This window comes from Desulfosarcina variabilis str. Montpellier, assembly GCF_048565275.1.
GTDB lineage: Bacteria > Desulfobacterota > Desulfobacteria > Desulfobacterales > Desulfosarcinaceae > Desulfosarcina > Desulfosarcina variabilis.
The window spans coordinates 7266659-7286879 of the sequence record NZ_CP159846.1; the positions used below are offsets into that span (position 1 = coordinate 7266659).

12 protein-coding genes are annotated in these 20221 nt (G+C 53.8%); 5 read left to right on the forward strand and 7 right to left on the reverse strand.

Annotation, left to right across the window (positions count from 1 at the left end; translation table 11 throughout):
• Positions 1-43: 43 nt before the first annotated feature.
• The 5 genes from Dvar_RS32880 to Dvar_RS32900 all read right to left on the reverse strand — a co-directional run bounded on the left by Dvar_RS32880 (position 44) and on the right by Dvar_RS32900 (position 10654).
• Positions 44-1735, reverse strand: a complete 1692-nt coding sequence (locus tag Dvar_RS32880; RefSeq protein ID WP_419657355.1) for a cation:proton antiporter — start codon at positions 1733-1735, stop codon at positions 44-46.
• Between the two features lie 526 nt (positions 1736-2261).
• Complete coding sequence (locus Dvar_RS32885) at positions 2262-4274, reverse strand: acyl CoA:acetate/3-ketoacid CoA transferase (protein ID WP_419657356.1); 2013 nt, start codon at positions 4272-4274, stop codon at positions 2262-2264.
• A gap of 11 nt (positions 4275-4285) precedes the next feature.
• Positions 4286-5443, reverse strand: coding sequence for an acyl-CoA dehydrogenase family protein (locus Dvar_RS32890; RefSeq protein ID WP_419657357.1), 1158 nt, complete (start codon positions 5441-5443; stop codon positions 4286-4288).
• 284 nt (positions 5444-5727) lie between these two features.
• Positions 5728-7536: a sigma 54-interacting transcriptional regulator gene (locus Dvar_RS32895; RefSeq protein WP_419657358.1), complete on the reverse strand. Its 1809-nt coding sequence runs from the start codon at positions 7534-7536 to the stop codon at positions 5728-5730.
• A gap of 10 nt (positions 7537-7546) precedes the next feature.
• Complete coding sequence (locus Dvar_RS32900; RefSeq protein WP_419657359.1) at positions 7547-10654, reverse strand: cache domain-containing protein; 3108 nt, start codon at positions 10652-10654, stop codon at positions 7547-7549.
• 450 nt (positions 10655-11104) lie between these two features.
• Here Dvar_RS32900 and Dvar_RS32905 point away from each other — a divergent pair, with 450 nt between their 5' ends.
• From Dvar_RS32905 to Dvar_RS32925, 5 genes are all read left to right on the forward strand, one after another.
• Positions 11105-12325: a Tm-1-like ATP-binding domain-containing protein gene (locus Dvar_RS32905; RefSeq protein WP_419657360.1), complete on the forward strand. Its 1221-nt coding sequence runs from the start codon at positions 11105-11107 to the stop codon at positions 12323-12325.
• A gap of 70 nt (positions 12326-12395) precedes the next feature.
• The gene (locus Dvar_RS32910) at positions 12396-14189 is read left to right on the forward strand and encodes a pyruvate carboxylase subunit B (RefSeq protein ID WP_419657361.1); all 1794 of its coding nucleotides are present in this window, start codon (positions 12396-12398) and stop codon (positions 14187-14189) included.
• Complete coding sequence (locus tag Dvar_RS32915; RefSeq protein WP_419657362.1) at positions 14182-15669, forward strand: acetyl-CoA carboxylase biotin carboxylase subunit; 1488 nt, start codon at positions 14182-14184, stop codon at positions 15667-15669. Before Dvar_RS32910 ends, Dvar_RS32915 begins: the two co-directional genes overlap by 8 nt.
• Positions 15670-16022: 353 nt before the next feature.
• Positions 16023-17345, forward strand: a complete 1323-nt coding sequence (locus Dvar_RS32920) for a phenylacetate--CoA ligase family protein (RefSeq protein WP_419657363.1) — start codon at positions 16023-16025, stop codon at positions 17343-17345.
• Positions 17346-17431: 86 nt separating this feature from the next.
• Positions 17432-18034: an HD domain-containing protein gene (locus Dvar_RS32925; RefSeq protein WP_419657364.1), complete on the forward strand. Its 603-nt coding sequence runs from the start codon at positions 17432-17434 to the stop codon at positions 18032-18034.
• A gap of 39 nt (positions 18035-18073) precedes the next feature.
• Here the strand turns inward: Dvar_RS32925 and Dvar_RS32930 are convergent, their stop codons facing one another.
• A complete protein-coding gene (locus Dvar_RS32930) occupies positions 18074-18640 on the reverse strand; it encodes a helix-turn-helix domain-containing protein (protein ID WP_419657365.1) in 567 nt (188 codons plus the stop codon).
• 294 nt (positions 18641-18934) lie between these two features.
• Positions 18935-20203, reverse strand: coding sequence for a Tm-1-like ATP-binding domain-containing protein (locus Dvar_RS32935; RefSeq protein ID WP_419657366.1), 1269 nt, complete (start codon positions 20201-20203; stop codon positions 18935-18937).
• Positions 20204-20221 lie beyond the last annotated feature (18 nt).

Sequence of the window (20221 nt, forward strand, 5' to 3'; positions counted from 1 at the left end):
TTAAACATCTATTTCAAATATAGATGCGATCACTCTGCCGGTATTATCGTTCCGGTTTAATCAGGGCCCGGAATTCGGTATAACCTGCCGATCTTAGCGCTTTCGCGCGGATTTCATCATTGCGGAAAAGCCTGGCGGCATCAGCAATGAGATCCAGCTGGACGCTTTCCTTGCCCAAGGGTCCCAGAATCATCAGGATAATCCTTGCCGGCTTACCGTCGGGCGCATCAAAGTCAATTCCTTCCACGGAAATCCCCAATCCCACGAGGTAGCCGGACAGCTTCTCCAGGCGGGCATGCGGTATGGCCACCCCTTTTCCGAGTCCGGTGGACATGATCTCTTCCCGTTGCAACACCGCCTGTTCGATAGGGCCGGCGCTCAAGCCGGATGTCCGGGCAACGGCTTGCGAGAGTTCGGCGATGGCTTCCTCTCTATTGACAGCCTTCATGCGATGGACGAAATTTTTGGCTGTCAGCACATCCACCAGACGGACGGATTTCTCACGTTTCAGAATCCGCTGCATGAATGGCCCGCTTATCATGGCCGTCACCACGGAGACCACCACCAGCGCAATGAAAAGGCGTTCGTCGATCACACCCATGCGCAGGGCAAGCAGCCCCAGAATGATCCCCATGGACCCCTGGGTGATCATGCCCGCGCTGACAGCCAGCGATTCCCGCCGGGACATGTTGCTCAACCAGGCGCCCAGGGAGCATCCCACCACCTTTCCAGTCACGGTCACGGTCAGAAGGGTCAGAATCAATGACAGATCGAAACTGCTCTTGAAATTAAAATACAAGCCGATGCTTGCAAAAAAAAGCGGCGCAAAGAAAAAAGACACGAACTGGTCGAGGACCATGCGTGTCTGCTCTTTCAACTGCGGCGAGTCGCCGATGGCCACACCGACCAGGAAGGACCCGAAAATGGCATGCACCCCGATCCACTCGGTCAAGGCAGCCCCCAGCAATCCCAAAGTCAAGGCAAAGGCCAGAACGCCGCCCGGCCAGGTCGTGTGCGCCTGCACCCACACCAGCATCCGGTGGATCAGCATTCGTCCAAGGGTGAGCATTCCCGCGGCAAAAGACAATGTCAGCAGGATGATCGCAGCGACCGGCAGGGTGTGTGTGGCCGTGGCGCCCATCATCCCCAGAATAACGGCGAACAGAATCCAGCCGGCGAGATCCCCGAGAACCGCTCCGGCGATGATGACCATTCCCAGGTCGGTCCGGTACAGGTTCATTTCCATGAGAATCTTGGCGATCACCGGCAGCGCGCTGACGGAAAGCACCGTGGCGATGAAGAGCGCATGGATCACGACGGGGGTGCCGGGGGCATGTCCGGCCCACTGAGGAAGCCACCATGCCAGGGCGAAGCCCATGCAAAATGGCACGAGCATACCAACAAGGCCAACGGTGATCGCGGTCCGTCCCTGTTTCCAGATTGTTGAAAGGTCGACTTCTACGCCGGCAACGAGCAGGAAAAGCGCCACGGCGACCGTCGTGAAACCATGCAGGACAATCGCGTTGGGGCCCTGGCCGGGAAAAAGGACCGTCAGCCAGTGCGGCGCCAGGGAACCTAAAACCGTGGGACCAAGCAGGATGCCGGCCAGGATCTCTCCGGCCACCGAGGGCAGGTTAAACCGCCTGGCCACCTCGCCCAGGGTTCGCGCAAAACCGATCAGGATTCCCAGTCCAAGCAGCAGAACCCAAACTTCATGGGCGTTCAATCGGCTCAAGGCAATCTTCCAATCCAAAAGAAACTGATATTTTTGGACATTCGGATGAAATTAAAAAATCCGGTTATCCGGAAAGTTCCAGCTGATATCTGTTCCAGCATAGGGGAATGAATTCAACTGATCTATGGACCAGTGTTAAGTGTTAAGTTTGACGGATTCGTAAAAAGTCCGATATCGGCGTTACGCTTCATCCTTCGTCACTGCGGAGTACGGTAACTACGCCTCATTCCTCAGGATTCGCAAGCCTTGATCTCGGTCTTTTTACGAATCCGTCCGAACGGCGACTTTTTACGAGTTCATCAAGTTTAAAGTGTTAAGGAAAGGCATCCTATCGATTACTAAATTTAGATCCGATCCACCACTTAACACTTGAAACTTAACACTTTTACCAAACAACCTTGTCGGGAGCTTTTCGTCTCTAACTTGAGCTTTCCAGATAACCGGATTAAAAAAATTACTATTATAAACTCCAGAAGGATATTACAAGATTCTATTCTCGTGCATATTCATTTTTTCAAGTAAAATGTTAGCCCGCCACCAGAAACGCGTGCGCCTCCTCCGGGCTTTCGTAAATATGCGGGGCAACGCCGCGTTTTTCCAATGCCCCGCCCATCTTGATGCGCAGAAAAGCACTGGTCGTATAACGGCTGACCCGCTCGAAGTAGTTCTCCACCAGAAAGGTCTGCATGCTCGTGTAGGCGTCGATCAGTTCCGGATCGATGCTGAACTGATCGTAATTGCCCACCGCATACACCTTTTTTCCCAAGGGCCTCAGTACTCGTTCGATGGCCTCGCGCACGGCATCCACATCCTTTTGGGATTTGACCGTATACCCGGCCAGGTTGGCAAGCATGATGTTGGCCTCGGGATTGTAAAAAATCCGATCATCCGTGGGGATGGTCAGCAGATCGTCCTTCAAGGCCATTCGATCGGGCCTGAAAATCCGCTCGTCCATTACCTTGAGAGGCTCCCGGACAATAGGCTTAAAATCCATCATGTTCAGGATGTCGTGCTGAAGATCGATACCCGGGGCAATCTCGACGAGTTCAGGCCCGTCCTTGGTCAGCTCGAAAACGCAGCGCTCCGTGATATACAAAATTTTCCGACCAGACCGGGCACTGTAAGGCCCGCTGAAGGTGATGTGCTGGACCTGGTCGACAAATTTTCGCAATCGGCCCTCTTTTTTGACGACCAGCTTGCCATCACTGATTTCATAGTCCACCCCACCGGCGGTAAAGGTGCCCATGAAGACGACCTTTTTGGAGTTCTGGCTGATATTGATGAACCCGCCGGCGCCGGCCAGCCGCACGCCGAAACGGCTCACGTTGACATTGCCCTGGGCATCGGCCTCGGCCATGCCCAGAAAGGCCACGTCCACCCCGCCGCCATTGTAGAAATCAAACTGGTAAGGCTGGTCGATCAGAGCCGTGGCATTGATCGCGGCGCCAAAATTGATCCCGCCCGCGGGTAGTCCGCCGATCACGCCCGGCTCTGCGGTCAGGGTCATGAAATCGAGGATTTGCTCCTCATTGGCCACACTGGCAACCCCTTCCGGAATACCGATGCCCAAATTGACCACACAATTGGGTTTCAGCTCAAAGGCCGCCCGCCGGGCAATGATTTTGCGGGCGCTCATCTGCATGCTGGGAATATCCTGGGTGGGGATACGGGTTTCTCCGCTGAAGGCCGGGTTGTAAGGCTCTCCAAAGGTCTGCCAGTGGTTTTCCGGGCAGGCCACCACCACACAGTCCACGAGAATACCCGGAATCTTGACCTGGCGTGAATTCAAGGTGCCCGCCTGGGCCACACGTTCCACCTGGACAATCACCAGGCCACCGGAATTCCTGGCCGCCGTGGCAATGGAAAGGGATTCCAGGGTCAGGGCTTCCTTTTCCATGGTGATGTTGCCATCCGTGTCCGCCGTAGTGCCCCGGATCACGGCCACATTAATGGGCAGGGCGTCATAGAACAAATACTCTTCTCCGGCAATTTCCATCAATTTGACAATCGGCTGCGTGGTCCGCGCGTTCAGCCGCCCCCCGCCGTTACGCGGATCCACGAAGGTCCCCAGCCCCACCTGCGAGAAAATGCCGGCCTTGCCCGAGGCGACGTTGCGATACATATGGCTGATGATCCCCTGGGGAAGGTTGTAGGCGATGACCTTGTTCTCCACCGCCAACCGCTGAATGCCCGGCGCCAGTCCCCAATGTCCGCCGATAATCCGGGCCAGCAGTCCTTCGTGAGCCAGGTGATTCAGGCCTTTGGGCGAGTCGTCCCCCGGACCGGTAGCCACGGCGAACATTAGGGTCAGATCGCGCGGGTTGCGGGTTTGCAGGTAGTAATTCTCGAGCGCGGCGGCAATTTCCTCGGCCGCACCGACCCCGGCAAACCCGCCGAAAACAACGGTATCACCGTTCTGGATGACCCGCACCGCATCTTCCGCGGATACGATTTTATTTCTCTTGGCCGTATGTGGCCGATTCAGTTTTAAAATAGAGAGCAGGTTGTTGGAATCGGCTAACGAGCATTCGACAACCATGATTTACTCCTTTACTTCAATTTGCCGATCAGTGCGCTGGCAATGGTGTTTTTCTGAATTTCTTTTGTGCCTTCGTAGATCTCACAGATCTTGGCATCGCGGGCGTAGCGCTCCACATCGTATTCGGCCATATATCCATACCCACCCAACAGTTGGATGGCTTCATCGCACACCTCGACGGCGGTGCGGCCGGCGACCATTTTAGCCATGGACGTAAGTTTGGGATCGATGCGCCCCTGATCGAAATTCCAGGCGGCCATGTAGGTGAGCAGCCGCGCCTGTTCGATCTTGGTGGCCATATCGGCCAGCTTGTGCTGGGTAATCTGGTATTGGGCGATTTTACGCCCAAACTGCTCACGGGATTTGACATAGGCCAGTGCGCGGTCAAAGGCGCCCTGAGCGGTTCCCAGGCCCTGGGCGGCAATGAGAATGCGGCTCTCATCGAAAAACTCCAGCACCTGATAAAATCCGCGGTTCTCTTTGCCGATCAGGTTGTCCAGGGGCACACGAACGTCTTTAAAAATCACCTCGGCCGTATCCATCATGCGAATCCCCATTTTATGCCCCACACTCTGGGTGGACACGCCGGGACGATCCGCCTCCACCAGAATCAGGCTCAAGCCGCGGTGGGACGGGGCGGCCTCAGGATCGGTCTGGCAAAGGACGCAGTAAAATCCGGCCAGGGGACCGCCATTGGTGATAAACACCTTGGATCCGTTGATCTCCCATTTATCGCCGTCCTTGACGGCCGTGGTGGCCATGGTGGTAATGTCGGAACCGTGATCCGGTTCGGTAAACGCACCGCAGGAAAGTACTTCTCCCTCGGCGACTTTGGGCAGCCATGTCGTTTTCTGGCTCTCACTGCCAAAATGCAGGACGATCTCCGATGCAAACCCGGCCAGCAGCAGGCAGGCGCCCACGGAAGAATCCCCGCGGCACAATTCCTCGGCGACCAGGATGTTCTCCATGACGCCCAGGCCCTGCCCACTGTAGGCTTCAGGGAAATGAATACCAATCAGTCCCAAATCGGCCGCTTTTTTCCAGATGTCTGCCGGATAGGCGTGCTTTTCATCCAGGTCCTGAATCATCTCTTTGTTGAATTCACCGCGCACAAAGTCTCTGACGGCTTTCTGAATTTCTTTTTGCTGCTTGCTAAGTTCAAAATCCATTTTTTCCTCCCTTGGTGGATTGATAAAATGATCGGCATATACCTGCCGACGCACAATCATTTACCAAGTTGAATGAGCAATGCATGTGCCAGATTCACAATCAATTTATAACATGTTATTATAGTGTGGATTTATTATGGATGCGGCGTACAGGCGGGCAATGCAGCAAAAATGGCATTAGTGCCATATGTGACACTACAATTTTTATAATATGCATTAACCATCTTAAATAAAAATAAAAATGTATTGGTGCCAGATATGACACCAATGATGCCACCAATGGCTTATCGGTCCGAAAGACCGAGTTTTTTAAGCTTGCGGAAAAAGGTCCGGCGGGACAACCCCAGGCTGGCGGCCGCTTTTTCGCGATGCCAGCGATGTTTTTCCAGCGCCTTGATAAACAATTCTTTTTCAAAGCCGGTCATGGCCGCCTGATAGTCAAGGTCCGCCTCCGCCTGCCCCCCATCCGGCAAAATCGTCGCCACCGGCGGTGTGGGTTGCGGCTCCAGAAAATCAAGCTGGCCAAGGGTCACATAACGATGCAGCACATTTTGAAGTTCGCGCACATTGCCCGGCCAGTGATAATTGAGCAGCGCGTCCAGCACCTGTCCCGGGATACGCGGCGGATGTTTATCCGCATATTCCTGTTTGAGAAAATGATCGATCAACAGCGGTAGGTCTTCCTTGCGCTGCCGCAGTGCCGGCAGTTGGATGGGAATGATATGGATGCGGTAAAAAAAGTCTTCCCGAATCAGCCCCTGGCGAACCATCTGGCGCAGGTCGCGATTGGTGGCGGCCACAATCCGAATATCCGGCCGGCGCAGCCCACTGCTGCCCAGGGGCGTGTACCCCCCGCCCTCGATGGCGCGTAGCAGTTTGACCTGCATGTTCTGGTTGATTTCGCCCAGCTCGTCCAGAAATAGGGTTCCCTTGTCGGCGGCATCCAGATAGCCTTGCTTGGCTTGTCCGGCCCCGGAAAAGGCGCCTTTGGCATAGCCGAAAAATTCGCTTTCAATCAGGGTCTCGGGGATGGCACCACAATTGACCGGCACAAAGCCAAGCCCTTTGCGGTCACTGAGCTCATGGATCGCCCGCGCCACCAACTCCTTGCCGGTACCGGACTCTCCATAGATGATCACATTGGCATCGGAGGCTGCGGCGTTCAGAATCAATTGGTAGACTTTCTGCATGGCCGGGCTTTTGCCGACGATATTGCCGAATTGATAGCGATCGCGCATGGTCGATCGAAGCCGCAGATTTTCTCGCACCAACGCCTGCTCGGATTGTTTCTGATCGGTGAAATCGGTGATAAATCCTTCGAGGGCCAGAAGTTTGGATTCTAGCGTAAACACCCCCACCCCCTTCTCCCACACCCATTTCTCATCACCGGAAGCGGTGCGAATACGATAAACCATTTCAAACGAATGCTGGTTGGACAGCGCCTGGGTGATGGTTTCAGCAAGTCGGTGGCGGTCATCCGGATGGATCAAATCCGCATAGGCGCAGGTTTTATTGGCCACCAGATCCGATGGCCGATAACCGGTCAATCCCAGACAGCCTTCACTGGCAAAAGCCATGGTGCGTTGATCATCCTGCCGGCAACGATAGGCCATTCCCGGCAGATTGCCCAACAATGTGGCCAGCTGCCGCTGGCTTTCCACCAGGGCTTCTTCGGCACGCTTACGCGAGGTGATATCCATGAAATTCGCGATACTGGTTTTCATGCCCGGCAGCATGCCCACTTTCATGTAGATATTGCGAACACTGCCGTCGCGATGGATTACCTTGCACTCGTACTCTTCCGGAACCGTTTGGCCTTCAATACGCCGCAAACGATGGTACTTTTTCATCCGCTCGCGGTCTTCCAGGGCCATAAAATCGGGCCACATGATATGACCTTCGATCTCGGCTCTGGAATAGCCGACGAGTTCCTCGAATTTCTCATTGGCCAGAGAAATACTCATGTCCGCCTCGACAATGATCGCCGGAGCGCCGCTTTGGGCAAACATGCTCAAGTACCGGGCTTTCTCTTGCTCCAGGCGGTCGATGCGTGCCTTGAGTACATCAATGGTGGTGTCGGTGTTATCGTTCATGGGCACAAGATCACGCGTGATCCAAGGATTGTCTGACCGCACCTAAAAAGGTTTTCAGATTATATGGTTTATTCACATAACCGTTGGCCAAATCATCAAGAATGGTCTTGACCTTGCCTTCGGGCGTATACCCGCTGGCAATCAAAACCGGAATCGACGGATCAATGGTGCGGATTTTTTGCAGACAGCGCACTCCTCCCATGCCAGGCATGTTCAGGTCAAGGAGAATCAGATCCAGGGTGGATCCATGCTGCTGTAAAACAGACAGGGCCGCCTCGCCATCTTCTGCTTCGTAAACCCGGTATCCATAGCGTTGCAACAGTTCTCTGACCAATTCCCGAATGTACGTTTCATCATCGACAACTAGAATCGATTCACTTCCGCCAACAACCGTTTGCGTATCCACGGGATGGGACGTGGTGGCGGCAGGCACCGTCAGTGCCGGGAAATAAATATTAAATGTGGTTCCCTGCCCGGGCTCGCTTTGACACGTAATGGCGCCCCGGTGGTTTTTCACGATGCCGTACACCATGGCCAATCCCAAGCCTGTCCCTTCACCGGTTTCCCGGGTCGTAAAAAAGGGTTCAAAAATGTGCGCGCTCGTGTCGGCATCCATGCCATGGCCGGTATCCGTAATCGACAGCAACACATAGGATCCGAAAGTCACTTCCAAATGACGGCGACAAAAATCCCGATCAAGATCCACATTGCGGGTGACGATGGTCAGCCGCCCCCCATCCGGCATGGCATGCCCGGCATTGATGCCCAGGTTCATGATCATCTGTTCGAATTGGGTGGGGTCTGCTTCAACACCGCAAAGATCATCGGCCAGCCGGGTGTCGATCTCGATCATGCGTGGCAGCGTATGCCTGAGAAGTTTTACGACCGGTTCCAATTCAGCGTTGAGATCCAGCGGTACCAGCCGGCTTTCAACTTTACGGCTGAAGGTCAGCAGCTGACGGGTGAGTTCGCGGCCGTGGTCGCAAGCATGCTGGATGGTGATCAGCATCTCTTTTTGCCTCGCAGACCCGTAATCATCCATGAGCAGCAGTTGCGTGTACCCTGAGATGGCCTGAAGATTATTGTTGAAATCATGGGCAATCCCGCCGGCCAGGATGCCGATGGCATCCATTTTCTTGGATTGCAGCAGTTGCGCCTCCATCTCCTTCTGGGCGGTAATATCACGGCTTTCGGGAATCAGTATGAATATCTGCCCCTGCTCATCACGTACCGGCTTGAGGGAAAAGTCAAATGTCCGCACGTCACCATCATGGCGCACATGGGTGACCTCGGTACGGATAAATGTTCCTTGCGCTGCCTGCTCCACGGCCTGCCTGGCTCTGCGCTGAATATCCGAAGCATGCCTGCAAAATGGAGACTCCCATAATTTCAATCCCAGTATGTCATCCAGCCGAATACCGGCGAAATCAAGGGCCGTCTGGTTGGCACCCCGAATGGTCCCGTCCGGTGCCAGGATACCGATCAGCTGAAAGGTCTGATTGAACACCGCCTCAAACTGGGCTTCGCTTTTTTGCAAGGCCGTCTCGATGGCCTTTTGGTCGGTGATATCGATTCCCGCGCAGACGACCAGCGGGGTATTTTTCTCCAATCCCCGGGCAACGGCGCCGGACCACTGAATCAGCCGGCGGTTCCCATCCTTGGTGATCCAATGCCCCATGACACGAACGGATTTTCTGTTTTCGATCAATCCGTCAAGCACTGCCTGCAAACGCGCTTTTTCCTCAGCCGGAATCAGCGTGTCCCAAAACGAATGCCCCTGGATTTCATCGGCCGTATATCCGCTGCAGGCCTCGCAGGCACGGTTGAAACTGACCACCCGGCCATCCGGATTCACCACAATAACCAGCGCATCCACGGTGGATAGGATCAACGCATTGAAATCATGGGCCTGACGAAGCGACCGGGTCGTTGACCGGTGTTGATCCACTTCATCGCCCAGTTGCTGGTGATAAAACTGCAATCGCTCCAGAAATCCGTTGAACAGATGACTCAAGCGGCCGATCTCATCATTGGCGTCCACCTCGGCCCGTACGGTCAAATCGCCCCGATCACCTCTGCTGATGACCGTCATCAAGTGGCTCAGCCGACGGGTAATGGAATTGCTGACGGCAAGGGTCAGAATCACACTCAAAACCACAGCCGCACCGATAAACAGCAGGCTGAAGTTACGCACGTTATAAATTGGCGCATAGATTTCATCCAGGTAACCGCTTGAGCCGATAATCCAATTCAGCTCCGGAATGTGGCCGAATTGGGTCAGCTTTTCACGGGGCTTGGAATCACCGGGGTTTTTCCACCAATAGGTGACCTGGCCGGAGGTCTCTTTTTGCATCTGGTCAAAAAAACGGGCTTCTCCGTCGGTCAGCGTCAGCACATTCCGGCCTTCCAGCTCAGGATGAACAAGAATGTTCCCCTCGCGGTCGAGAATGAACGCGTATCCGCTGGAACCGAAGTTGAGTGTTTTGACACTGCGGCGAATCTCCTGCATGGGAAGCAGTTGGCTGAACTCCTCGCGGTAGGCGGTAACGGAGATGATCCAGTCAAAGGGCTCAAAATAGGTCATATAAAGCGCCTTGGGACGTGGCGCGGTTTCACCGGGATTCTGCCATTGGTATTCAAGATAGCCGGTTTTGCGGGAAGTTTGTTGCCTGATGAATTCAAGATGGGACCAATTGTTGCCTTCCACCCCGGAACGGGGATGCACGACGGCCCCCCCCTGGCTGTTGATGCAGTAGATATAGCCGGTTTTGCCAATGGTCTGTCCCAGTAAAATGGAACGGATCTTTTGGCGAACTTGCGCTTCGGATTCCTGGCCGGCCAGATAGCGCTGGTAGATATCATCGGCAATTTCCAGGTTACGTTCCGCCACGGCGCGCAAGTAGTTCTTGATCGCCCCATGCGCGGCGACTTGTACCATATTGATAATGGTCCGCGTGCTTTGGTCGAGTTCTCTTTCAATGCCGGATAAAATGGCGCGCTGGGTTAAATACAGCGCGCCCAGCCCACCAAGGGCAAACAGGATGAGCGTCAATCCCAAATAGACTGCCAGTAATTTAAAACGCAACTGCATGTCGCGAACTTTTTGCATGCCCGGCATTGTTAGGCTCCAGAAAAGTGCATTGTCGACGGTTCTGTTCGCTCAACTATAATGATTCGGGCAAATAAATGATACCCCAAAACACGTTGCCGTGCTGTTTTAATCCGTTCAGGCGGATATGGCCAAAGTGCCGGTCCAATGCGCAACGATCAGCGCCAGCCAAACCGATCCAACGAACTTTTCATCTATTTTTTCTTTAATGGAAATTTTTTATCCAGTTAGACAAACCGCTCAGCCAGCCTTAAAATTCCAATTATTTGCTTGTTTTAATGTTATTTTATACCGTTTTTACCCATAAAAGAAGCCACTCTAAAAAGCACAAATTATCATATTTGGAAAAATATATTTGTTGACAATATGGAAACAACAATTTATAGATGAATAAAGTTCACATGCTGAATACATCAAACTAAAAACAATCATCATCCACAGCAAAGAAGGGTTCGTTGAATGTCCAAAAACATAATCATCGTAGGCACCACCGATACCAAGGGCGAGCAATTGATGATGCTCAGGGAAAAAATCGCCGCATTGGGTCACCGGCCGCTGCTGATGGATCTTAGCATGGGCGGAAAGACCGATTATACGGCCGACATTCTGCCCGAGGAGATTGCATCCCTGGCGGGCAAAAGCATGCAGGACATATTTGATGCCGACGACCGATCGGTCATTACCGCCTGGATGACCGAGGGCGCGATTGCCAAAGCCCAGGCGCTGCTTGCAGACGACAGCCTGGATGGCATCGTGGCCGTCGGCGGCATGAGCATTGCGCTGATCGGGGCCACCATCATGGGCAATCTGCCCTTTGGCATTCCCAAGGTCATCGGTACCACGGCCGCCATGCCCGCCTATGTGGGCAAGCTTTTCAATGCCGACGATATCACCGTCATGCAACTGATCATGGAAATCGCCGGCACCAACGATTTGATTCAAAATGCCATCGCCCAGGTGGCCGGCGCCATCTGCGGCATGGCCCAGTCAGCCTTCGATCATCGGCAGATGTCCCTGCCCAAGCCGTCGATCGCCATTACCCAGATCGGCTTTTCCGACCAGTGCGCCAAAAACGTTGAACACCTGCTCGAGGAAAAAGGCTACAGTGTCTTTCCGTTTCATGCCCAGGGCATCAGCGACCGGGCCATGGACAAGCTGATCAGTCAGGGCTTTTTCGACGGCGTGATCGAGATCACGCCCGCCGGATTGATCGAAGAGAAGTTCAAGGGCAACCGGGCCGCCGGCCTCGAGCGGCTGGACGCCGCCGGCCAGCGGGGCATCCCCCAGGTGTGGGCACCGTGCTGTCTGAACCTGACCGGTGTCGGCCCGACCCGCATCAACCGGGAGAAATACATGGCTTCCGGAAAGATCTGGCATATGGATGCCATCCGCTCCATGACCCGCTTTCCCGAAGACGAGCTTTTGGAAGGCGCCCGCATGTATGCCGAGAAAATGAATGCGGCCAAGGGACCGATCAAGCTGATCGTCCCCTTGAAAGGATGGTCATCCATCGACAAACCGGGAGACATCCTGCATGACCCGGATCAGGATCAGCTGTTCGTGAAAGAACTCAAACGCCATCTCAACGCCAATATCGTTGTCGAGGAAGTGGACTTCAACCTTGAAGAGATGGGATATGCCAAGGCACTGGTGTCGAGCCTTGAAGCATACATGGGATAATGCGTAAAAGCCGATCACGGCAAGCCAATATACTAATATGGACGTGTGGTTTTGAGCGAAAGGAAGAATAATGCGTAAAATCAAATTTATCGATCAAACCATAAGGGATGCCCAGCAGAGTCTCTGGGCCTATCTGATGACCAATGAGATGCTCCTGCCCATCGCACCGGTCATGGACGAGGTCGGCTACGATGAGATCGCCACCATCGGCAGCATGGGCATCACGGTCCAGGTGCGCAACCTGATCGAAGATCCATGGGATCGGATTCGCAAGCTGGCCAAACTGATCACCAAGACCCCGCTGCGCGGCTCGTACATGACGGCCAGCCTGGCCTCCTTTGATGTGGACACCCCCCAGGATGCCATTGCCCTGTGGATCAAACGCATGGCGGCCAACGGCGTGGACAGCTTCTGGGTGTGCGACTACCAGACCGACATGGAACGGTTCTATAATTTTGCCAAGCTGTCCCAGGATCTGGGCTGCAAGGTCTATCCGGCGCTGATGTACACCTATAGCCCGGTCCACGACCGGGACCACTGGATCAAAAAGACCCGCCTGATCGCCGAAATCAAAGACGTTGTGGACGGCATCATGATCGAGGATGCCGGGGGCGTGATCAACCCCGAACGCACGAGTGAACTGATCACCGCCGTCAAGGCCAACTGCGACGATCTGCCGGTCGAATTCCATTCGCACTGCAATGTGGGCATGGCCCCGCTTTGCTACCTGGAAGCGGTCAAGGCCGGGGCGGACACCCTGCATACAGCCGTACCGGTGCTGGCCAACGGCACCTCCCTGCCCTCGATCACCAATATTCTGGCCAACACCCGGCACCTGGGGTACACGGACGACATCAATGACGAGGCCTTGGAAGAAGTCTGCAAGCACTTTGAAACCGTTGCCCAGGAAGCGGGATTTCCTGTGGGCACGCCCCAGGAGTACAGTGAGTATCACTTCGAGCATCAGATTCCAGGCGGCATGATGACCAATTTGAAACGCCAGTTGGCCGAGCTGAAAATCGAAGACCGGTTAGACGAGTTTATCCAGGAGGCCATCCAGGTGCGCAAGGATTTCGGCTATCCGGTGATGGCCACGCCATTCTCACAAATCGTCGGTGCCCAGGCCGTGGAAAACTGTATCGTGGGCGAGCGTTACCAGCGCGTTCTGGATCAGTCCATCAAGTACCTGTGCGGCCACTATGGGGACCCGCCCGGCCCGATCGATCCGGCACTGATGGACCGCATCCAATCCGTACCGGAAGCCAAGGCGATCATGGAATGGAAACCGGTCAACCGCTATAAACCATTGGAAGCGCTGCGCCAGGAGGTGGGAGCAGATCTGACCGACGACGAGTTCCTGCTGCAACTGCTGATCCCGGGTGTGAATGCCAAGAAATTTGCCGAGAAAGTCGCGGCCGCTGAAAAGAAAAAAGCCTCGGCCCCGCCCAAGCGGCCAGCCCAACCAGCAGCCGTGCAGGCATCGGGCGGCATGGCCATGGATTTTCCCATGCAGTTTCTGGTGGATGTTGAAGGCGAGGAATTCAATGTGACCGTAAGAGGCCTGGGCGGGACGGACGCGGATGCGTCATCCGCTGCCGATACGGGCGGCAAAGCTGCCAAACGCGGCAATGCCGATGCGCCCGGCGCGGTCAAACCCAATATGGCCGGTTCACTGGTTTCCATCAAAGTCTCGCCGGAGCAGACCATCAACGCCGGTGATCCACTGGCGACCCTCGAGGCCATGAAAATGCTCAGGGAAGTCAACTCGCCCTACAGTGGTGTGGTCAAGGAAATCTTTTTCGAAGAGGGCGACATGCTTGATGCAGACGATGTCCTCATGATTGTGGAGCCGACCAATGAATAAAATACTGATCGCCAACCGAGGCGAAATCGCCATACGCGTCATGCGGGCGTGCCGGGAGCTGGGGATTCAGACCGTAGCGGTCTACTCCGCGGCGGATGAGCAGGCCCTGTTCACCAAATACGCCGACGAGGCGTATCTGATCGGCCCCGCACCGGCCAGCCAAAGCTACCTGAACATCGACAAACTGATTGAAGTCGCCAAAACCAGTGGGGCCGACGGCATTCACCCCGGTTACGGATTCCTGGCCGAAAACGCCGAATTCGCCGACCGGTGTGATGCAGAAGGCATCAAATTTATCGGTCCGTCCAGCCGCGTGCTCAATCTGATGGGCAACAAGATTGCAGCGCGCCATGAGATGCAAAAAGCAGGCACCCCCATTGTTCCGGGAACAGATGATCCGACCGTCGACGATGCCGAGGCCCTGCGCATTGCCGGTGAAATCGGATACCCCGTTATTGTCAAGCCCGCCGGTGGCGGCGGCGGCATCGGCATGAGCATCGTGCACTCGGAAGACGAGCTGGTAAAAGCCCTTGAAAACTCACGCACCATCGCCTCGGCGGCCTTTAACCTAGCCGATGTATATATCGAAAAATATGTCACCCATCCGCGCCATATCGAAGTCCAGATTCTGGGGGATTCCCATGGCAACGTGGTCCATTTGAACGAGCGCGAATGCTCCATCCAGCGGCGCTACCAGAAAGTGGTCGAGGAGGCCCCCTCTCCGGCATTGACCCCAGCGCTTCGCCAGCAAATGGGTGAGGCCGCTGTCAAGGCTGCCAAATGGCTTGCGTATGAAGGCGCCGGAACCATCGAATTTATCTTCTCGGAAGGTGAATTCTACTTCATGGAGATGAACACCCGCGTTCAGGTGGAACATCCGGTGACCGAAATGGTGACCGGCGTCGATATCGTCAAAGAACAGATTCGCGTGGCGGCCGGTGAGCCCTTGAGCTTTTCTCAGGATGACGTGAAAATAAACGGTTGGGCTATCGAGTGCCGCATCAATGCCGAGGATCCCGAGGCCGATTTTGCGCCAGCGCCGGGGAAAGTCAGAGGCTACCGATCACCGGGCGGAACCGGCATTCGCGTGGACAGTGGGGTGTATGCATCCTACACGATTCCCACGTTTTACGATTCAATGATTTCCAAACTGATCGCCTGGGGCAAAGACCGGAATGAGGCCATCGCCCGGATGAAGCGTGCCCTTTATGAGTATATTATCACCGGTGTAAAGACCAATCTGGATTTCCATAAAACGATCATGGACAACCCGCGTTTTGTGGCCGGTGAAATCGACACCCATTTCATTGAAAAGGAAAAAACGCTTTTCGATGATTTAAAGGCCATATCAGCGCGCGAAATGCCCCTGGCGGACAAGTTGATATCCGGCCAGGACAAGGCCAAAAAGGCCGCCCTGATCGCGGCGTCCACCGCCGCCGCCATTATTCAGAAATCCGGTTCTCCGGAAAGCTCCAGCTGACATCTGTTCCAGCATAGTAGCATGATGTAACTGGTCTATGGCCCAGTGTTAAGTGTTAAGTTTAAAGTGTTAAGGAAAGGCATTCTAACGATTCCTATATGAAATCAGATCCGATCCACGACTTAACACTTAACACTTGAAACTTAACACTTTAAAAAAACGACCTTGTTGAGAGCTTTTCATCTCCAAATTGAGCTCTCTGGAGAACCGCGTTGAAAAAAAGGCATCGTGTCAATAGCAGCACCCCGTAATCGATTACAATCAAGCAGTATGGTTAAAAATCACGTCTACCATCGATAAAAAACTCGCCTCATGGTTGGGCCCCCACCCGCGAGTATAACAATGGAGGATTTATGAGTACTAGCGAGCGCAATATCTTTAACCCGGAAATGGAAACCATCGACAGCGATGGATTACGTGCCTTGCATGAGGAACGACTCCTGCGCCAGGTCAAGTATGTGTATGACAATTCAGCGCTTTACCATGAAAAGTTCGAACAGACGGACGTCCACCCGGATAAGATCAAAACGCTGGATGACATCGTGAAATTGCCGTTTACCGAAAAGCATGAACTCCGCGAGGCCCAGCAGTCATCCCCCCCGGTCGGCCGTCACCGCGCCTGCTCCGAAGAAGATTTGTCGCGTGTCTACTCATCCAGCGGGACCACGGGTGTCCCGACCTACATCGGCTTGACCCAGCACGATATCCACAACGTGCATGCCGAGGCGATTGCCAGGGTCTGCTGGATGGGCGGCGTCAGACCCCAGAGCAAGGTGGTCAACATCCCGACCGCCCCCTTTATCGCCGACACCTTCCGCGAAGGCATCGAAAGGACCGGTGCCACGAACATTCCGGTCGGATTCAACGTGGACCGCTGCATCGCCGCCTATCAGTATCAGGGAGCGGATGCCCTGCATGCCACGGTTTCGTTCTGGTCTTATTTTCTGGGAGAGCTTGAGAAAAAGGGCATCGATCCCAAATCCCTCGGATTGCGCACCATCATCGGCGGCGCCGAAGGGGGCGCCAAACTGGTTCGCAAACGCATTGAAGAGAGTTTCGGCGCCACGGCCATTGAAGGCATGGGCATGGGCGAAATGAGTTGCGTCATCTGGGGGGAATGTGTCGAGGACCGCGGCAATGGCATGCATTATATCGCCCAGGGCAACGTGCATGTGGAATTGATCGACCCTGTCACCTTGGAGAGCAAAACCATCCGCGAGGGAGCGGAAGGAGAACTTGTCTACTCGGCGCTGCATTCCCAGGCCATGCCCTTGCTGCGCTATCGGTCCAGGGACAATGTGCGTATTCTGACCACCGACAAATGCGTTTGCGGCCGCACCGGATTCCGTATTGAGGTTCTTGGCCGGACCGATGATATGCTGACCATCCTGGGCGTCAATGTCTACCCGCTGGCCATTCGCGATGTGGTATCGACCATGAAACCGGCTGTTAGCGGGGCCATTGAAATCCAGCTGGAAAAGCCGGGCCCCGTCGTCGAGCCGCCGCTGAAATTGAAAGTCGAAGTGGGAAAGAATCCAGGTGACAAAGACGCACTTAAAAAGAAGCTGGAGGCGGCAATCAGAGAAAAGCTGATCTTCAGAGCCAATGTTGAATTGGTCGATGAACTGCCCCAATACCAGTATAAAACCCAATTGATTAAAAAGCTGTATGAATAGTCCTTTTCCGTGCCAGGCACGCTGATTGCGAGCCTGGCACGGGTTCGATCATGATGTGAAGAATTGAGATGGTTTGAGCATTCAATATGTTCCTCCAATTGACCGAAAAAGAGAGAACGATCTTTGAACTGGCTTGCCCCCACCTTCAGGTAATGAGCAATGAACTGCATACAAAGGAAGCGGTTCACTTTTGTCTTCAACTGCTGCAAGCCGTTGACGGCGATCGCCATATCGTCATTCCCGCAGCGATCCTGCATGATACGGGCTGGGCAAAGATTCCGGAAAAGGTTTCTAAAAAGATAAGAGTCCCCGACGGTGAACCGGAAGCCATCAAGGTTCATGAAGAGATCAGCGCTTTGATTGCCGAACTGATTTTAAGGGATGTAAATTATAAAAGCGCTTATATCGATGAGATCGTGTCGATTATCATTGGCCATGACAGCCGCAAAAAAGCCCTTTCGCTGAATGATAAAATCGTAAAGGACGCGGATAAATTATCCCGTTTCTCAAAGGATTTTTCTAAGATATGGCCCAAATGGGGGGATGGATCGGTGGCCGAAAACCTTTACGCTGAACTGGCCAATGGCGTGGAAAACTGGTTCTTTTTATCGGAATCAAAAAAAATTGCCCGAATTGAACTCGACCATCGCATCAAGGAACATCACGCCCAGAATGCGCCCATCGCATAATCGCGCATTCATCTATTTCCGGCAGGGCCCATTGCCCGCTCAATATCGTTTGTAGTGATAGAGGATTGCCAGTAGCTTTGCCTGTTTTTTACCGATGCTTCTTCCGGAATGGGGAACATTGGCATCATAATAGACGCAATCGCCTTCCTCCATGAGGTATTTTTTCCCATCGTAGACCAGCTCGTGAGTGCCCTCCAGAACAAAAAGAAATTCCTCTCCTTCATGCTGGAACGTCCCATGCTCCTCAAAGGCCGGTTCAATGATATAGGGTTTCATGTTTTTCCCGACCAGGCGCGTTGCCAGTGCCCGATACGTGTATCCTTTGCCCCTTGACTCGGTCTGTTCTTGCCTGCCTTCCCCGCTTTTTATGAATTCAATGCGTGGATCATCTAGCTTTTGAACCTTTTCACTGGTCAGCACATTGACCTGGACACCAAGTGCTCTGGCCAGCTTGTCCAATGTTGAGTATGGAGGCGCCTTTGTAGACCGTTCAATTTTGGAAAGATATCCCTTGGTAAGCCCGGTAACATCTTCCAAGTCCTGCAGCGTCAATCCTTTTGTCTTACGCAGCAATTTAATGTTTTTACAGATAACCTCACCGACCATAATGGGGTCCTTTTTTCTAGCTTTTAGCACAGGCATGACAAATCAACGCCTGAACGCTGCCGGCTTCGGTTTGCCGACACTTGATCCGGAAATAAAAACATATAATAATACCTGACTCCGATTTACTTCAAAGTAGAGTAAACCCAAAAGTCATCACCGTCTTATGAGAAAATCATATCGTGAAATAAGTTTATCTGTTCATACCATTTTAGATGAAGATAGACAAGTCTAAAGTATGCATTGAATGATCTGGAATATCTTGTTTTCACTATTTATTTAAAACAACTGGATTGCCTATGGAAGAGATAGGCCCATCATCTTGAAAAGGACTTTAGAGACCGCATCGCAAAAGGACGGCGAATTAATGTCGGCATCAACCGTGATGATTTCAATGGTTTTGCTCAGCGATTCCCTTAAGGTTTCGATAAAGGCTTTGTCTGCAGCAGGATGGTACAGTACGCCACCACGAATGCTCACCGAGGAGAAACCCTTCACCGGAACAAAAAACTTGACCAGATGGGGTGCTTTTGCGCTGTTTAAGCGTTTCGCCGTCTGCCGGGCAATATGCTGCATTTCTTCTTCCGTTGTTCGCGCCTGAACACGCATGGCGTCCTGAATCAACAGTTGCCGGCTGGCCAGATCACGCCTGGTCCACAGCGGGTCCTGCTGGTCCCGACGGTCGATGGGGCCACAGCCAAGCATGTCAAAACCGCAAGGCGCCAAAAGGTAAGGCCGGCCGCTCTGCAAGCCTGCGTCAAAACGATCCGGCCCGAGCGCACGGTTTCCACCCAATAAATATTCGCTGAATCCCGCCGGCACCAGATCAATAAAGGCCTCAAATCGGCCCTGGCCAACGAAATCCAAGGCCGCCATTTCACCGATCCCCGTGGCATGAAAGGAAATCACGTCAAAATCCGAGTCCAATCGATCACGAAGAAAATGGGCACAGGTATCGCAAAAACCGAACTCAGTAATGGCAATAGCCGGTTTGGGGGCGATGTCAGCCATGCTCGCTTTGGCCATGCCGCAAACGGCCGCAGCGCCGTTGACGATAAGGCGTTTGACCATGAAATTCAGCCCCACCGTATCCACGACACTGTGCATGACCGTAATATCTTTTCTACCGAAAAAGCGAGCCAGTTTGGCTGCATAAGCCGGCAAAGCGGCAGTACTCGTGATCAGTACTTTGGGCAAGCCATAGGGAAGTTTGGTTAAGGCGGGCAGACAGATCATGGCACCGGTCATCCCGGTCACCGCCAGTATCCCATCCACCTGCCCATCGGCATGGGCCTCGGTCAACAGGGCCGCCAAGCCGTTGGCCATGATCGTGGTGACCTGTTCCCGGTCTGATCCCAATAAAGTGCGCACCGCATCCAATGTCGCCCCACCGGCGGCGGCAACGCGTTGGTTATCCACATCTGCTGTCAGTTGGGGTAGAATGGCACCATTGCCGATACTGATGTCCACAAGATGCGCATCAAGACCGCGGGCCAGGATTTCATTTTTGGCCAGTTGCAAGGCCGGTTCCCGTTCGTCCAACATACCAATCAGAAAAACAGCCATTGTTTCTTCTCTCTCATT

What these genes read in the sequence shown, in the direction of transcription:
- Dvar_RS32885 (WP_419657356.1), bottom strand. Translation starts at nt 4,274, where the DNA reads ATGGTTGTCGAATGCTCGTTAGCCGATTCCAACAACCTGCTCTCTATT.
- Dvar_RS32890 (WP_419657357.1), bottom strand. Translation starts at nt 5,443, where the DNA reads ATGGATTTTGAACTTAGCAAGCAGCAAAAAGAAATTCAGAAAGCCGTC.
- Dvar_RS32895 (WP_419657358.1), bottom strand. Translation starts at nt 7,536, where the DNA reads ATGAACGATAACACCGACACCACCATTGATGTACTCAAGGCACGCATC.
- Dvar_RS32900 (WP_419657359.1), bottom strand. Translation starts at nt 10,654, where the DNA reads ATGCCGGGCATGCAAAAAGTTCGCGACATGCAGTTGCGTTTTAAATTA.
- Dvar_RS32905 (WP_419657360.1), top strand. Translation starts at nt 11,105, where the DNA reads ATGTCCAAAAACATAATCATCGTAGGCACCACCGATACCAAGGGCGAG.
- Dvar_RS32910 (WP_419657361.1), top strand. Translation starts at nt 12,396, where the DNA reads ATGCGTAAAATCAAATTTATCGATCAAACCATAAGGGATGCCCAGCAG.
- Dvar_RS32915 (WP_419657362.1), top strand. Translation starts at nt 14,182, where the DNA reads ATGAATAAAATACTGATCGCCAACCGAGGCGAAATCGCCATACGCGTC.
- Dvar_RS32920 (WP_419657363.1), top strand. Translation starts at nt 16,023, where the DNA reads ATGAGTACTAGCGAGCGCAATATCTTTAACCCGGAAATGGAAACCATC.
- Dvar_RS32925 (WP_419657364.1), top strand. Translation starts at nt 17,432, where the DNA reads ATGTTCCTCCAATTGACCGAAAAAGAGAGAACGATCTTTGAACTGGCT.
- Dvar_RS32930 (WP_419657365.1), bottom strand. Translation starts at nt 18,640, where the DNA reads ATGGTCGGTGAGGTTATCTGTAAAAACATTAAATTGCTGCGTAAGACA.
- Dvar_RS32935 (WP_419657366.1), bottom strand. Translation starts at nt 20,203, where the DNA reads ATGGCTGTTTTTCTGATTGGTATGTTGGACGAACGGGAACCGGCCTTG.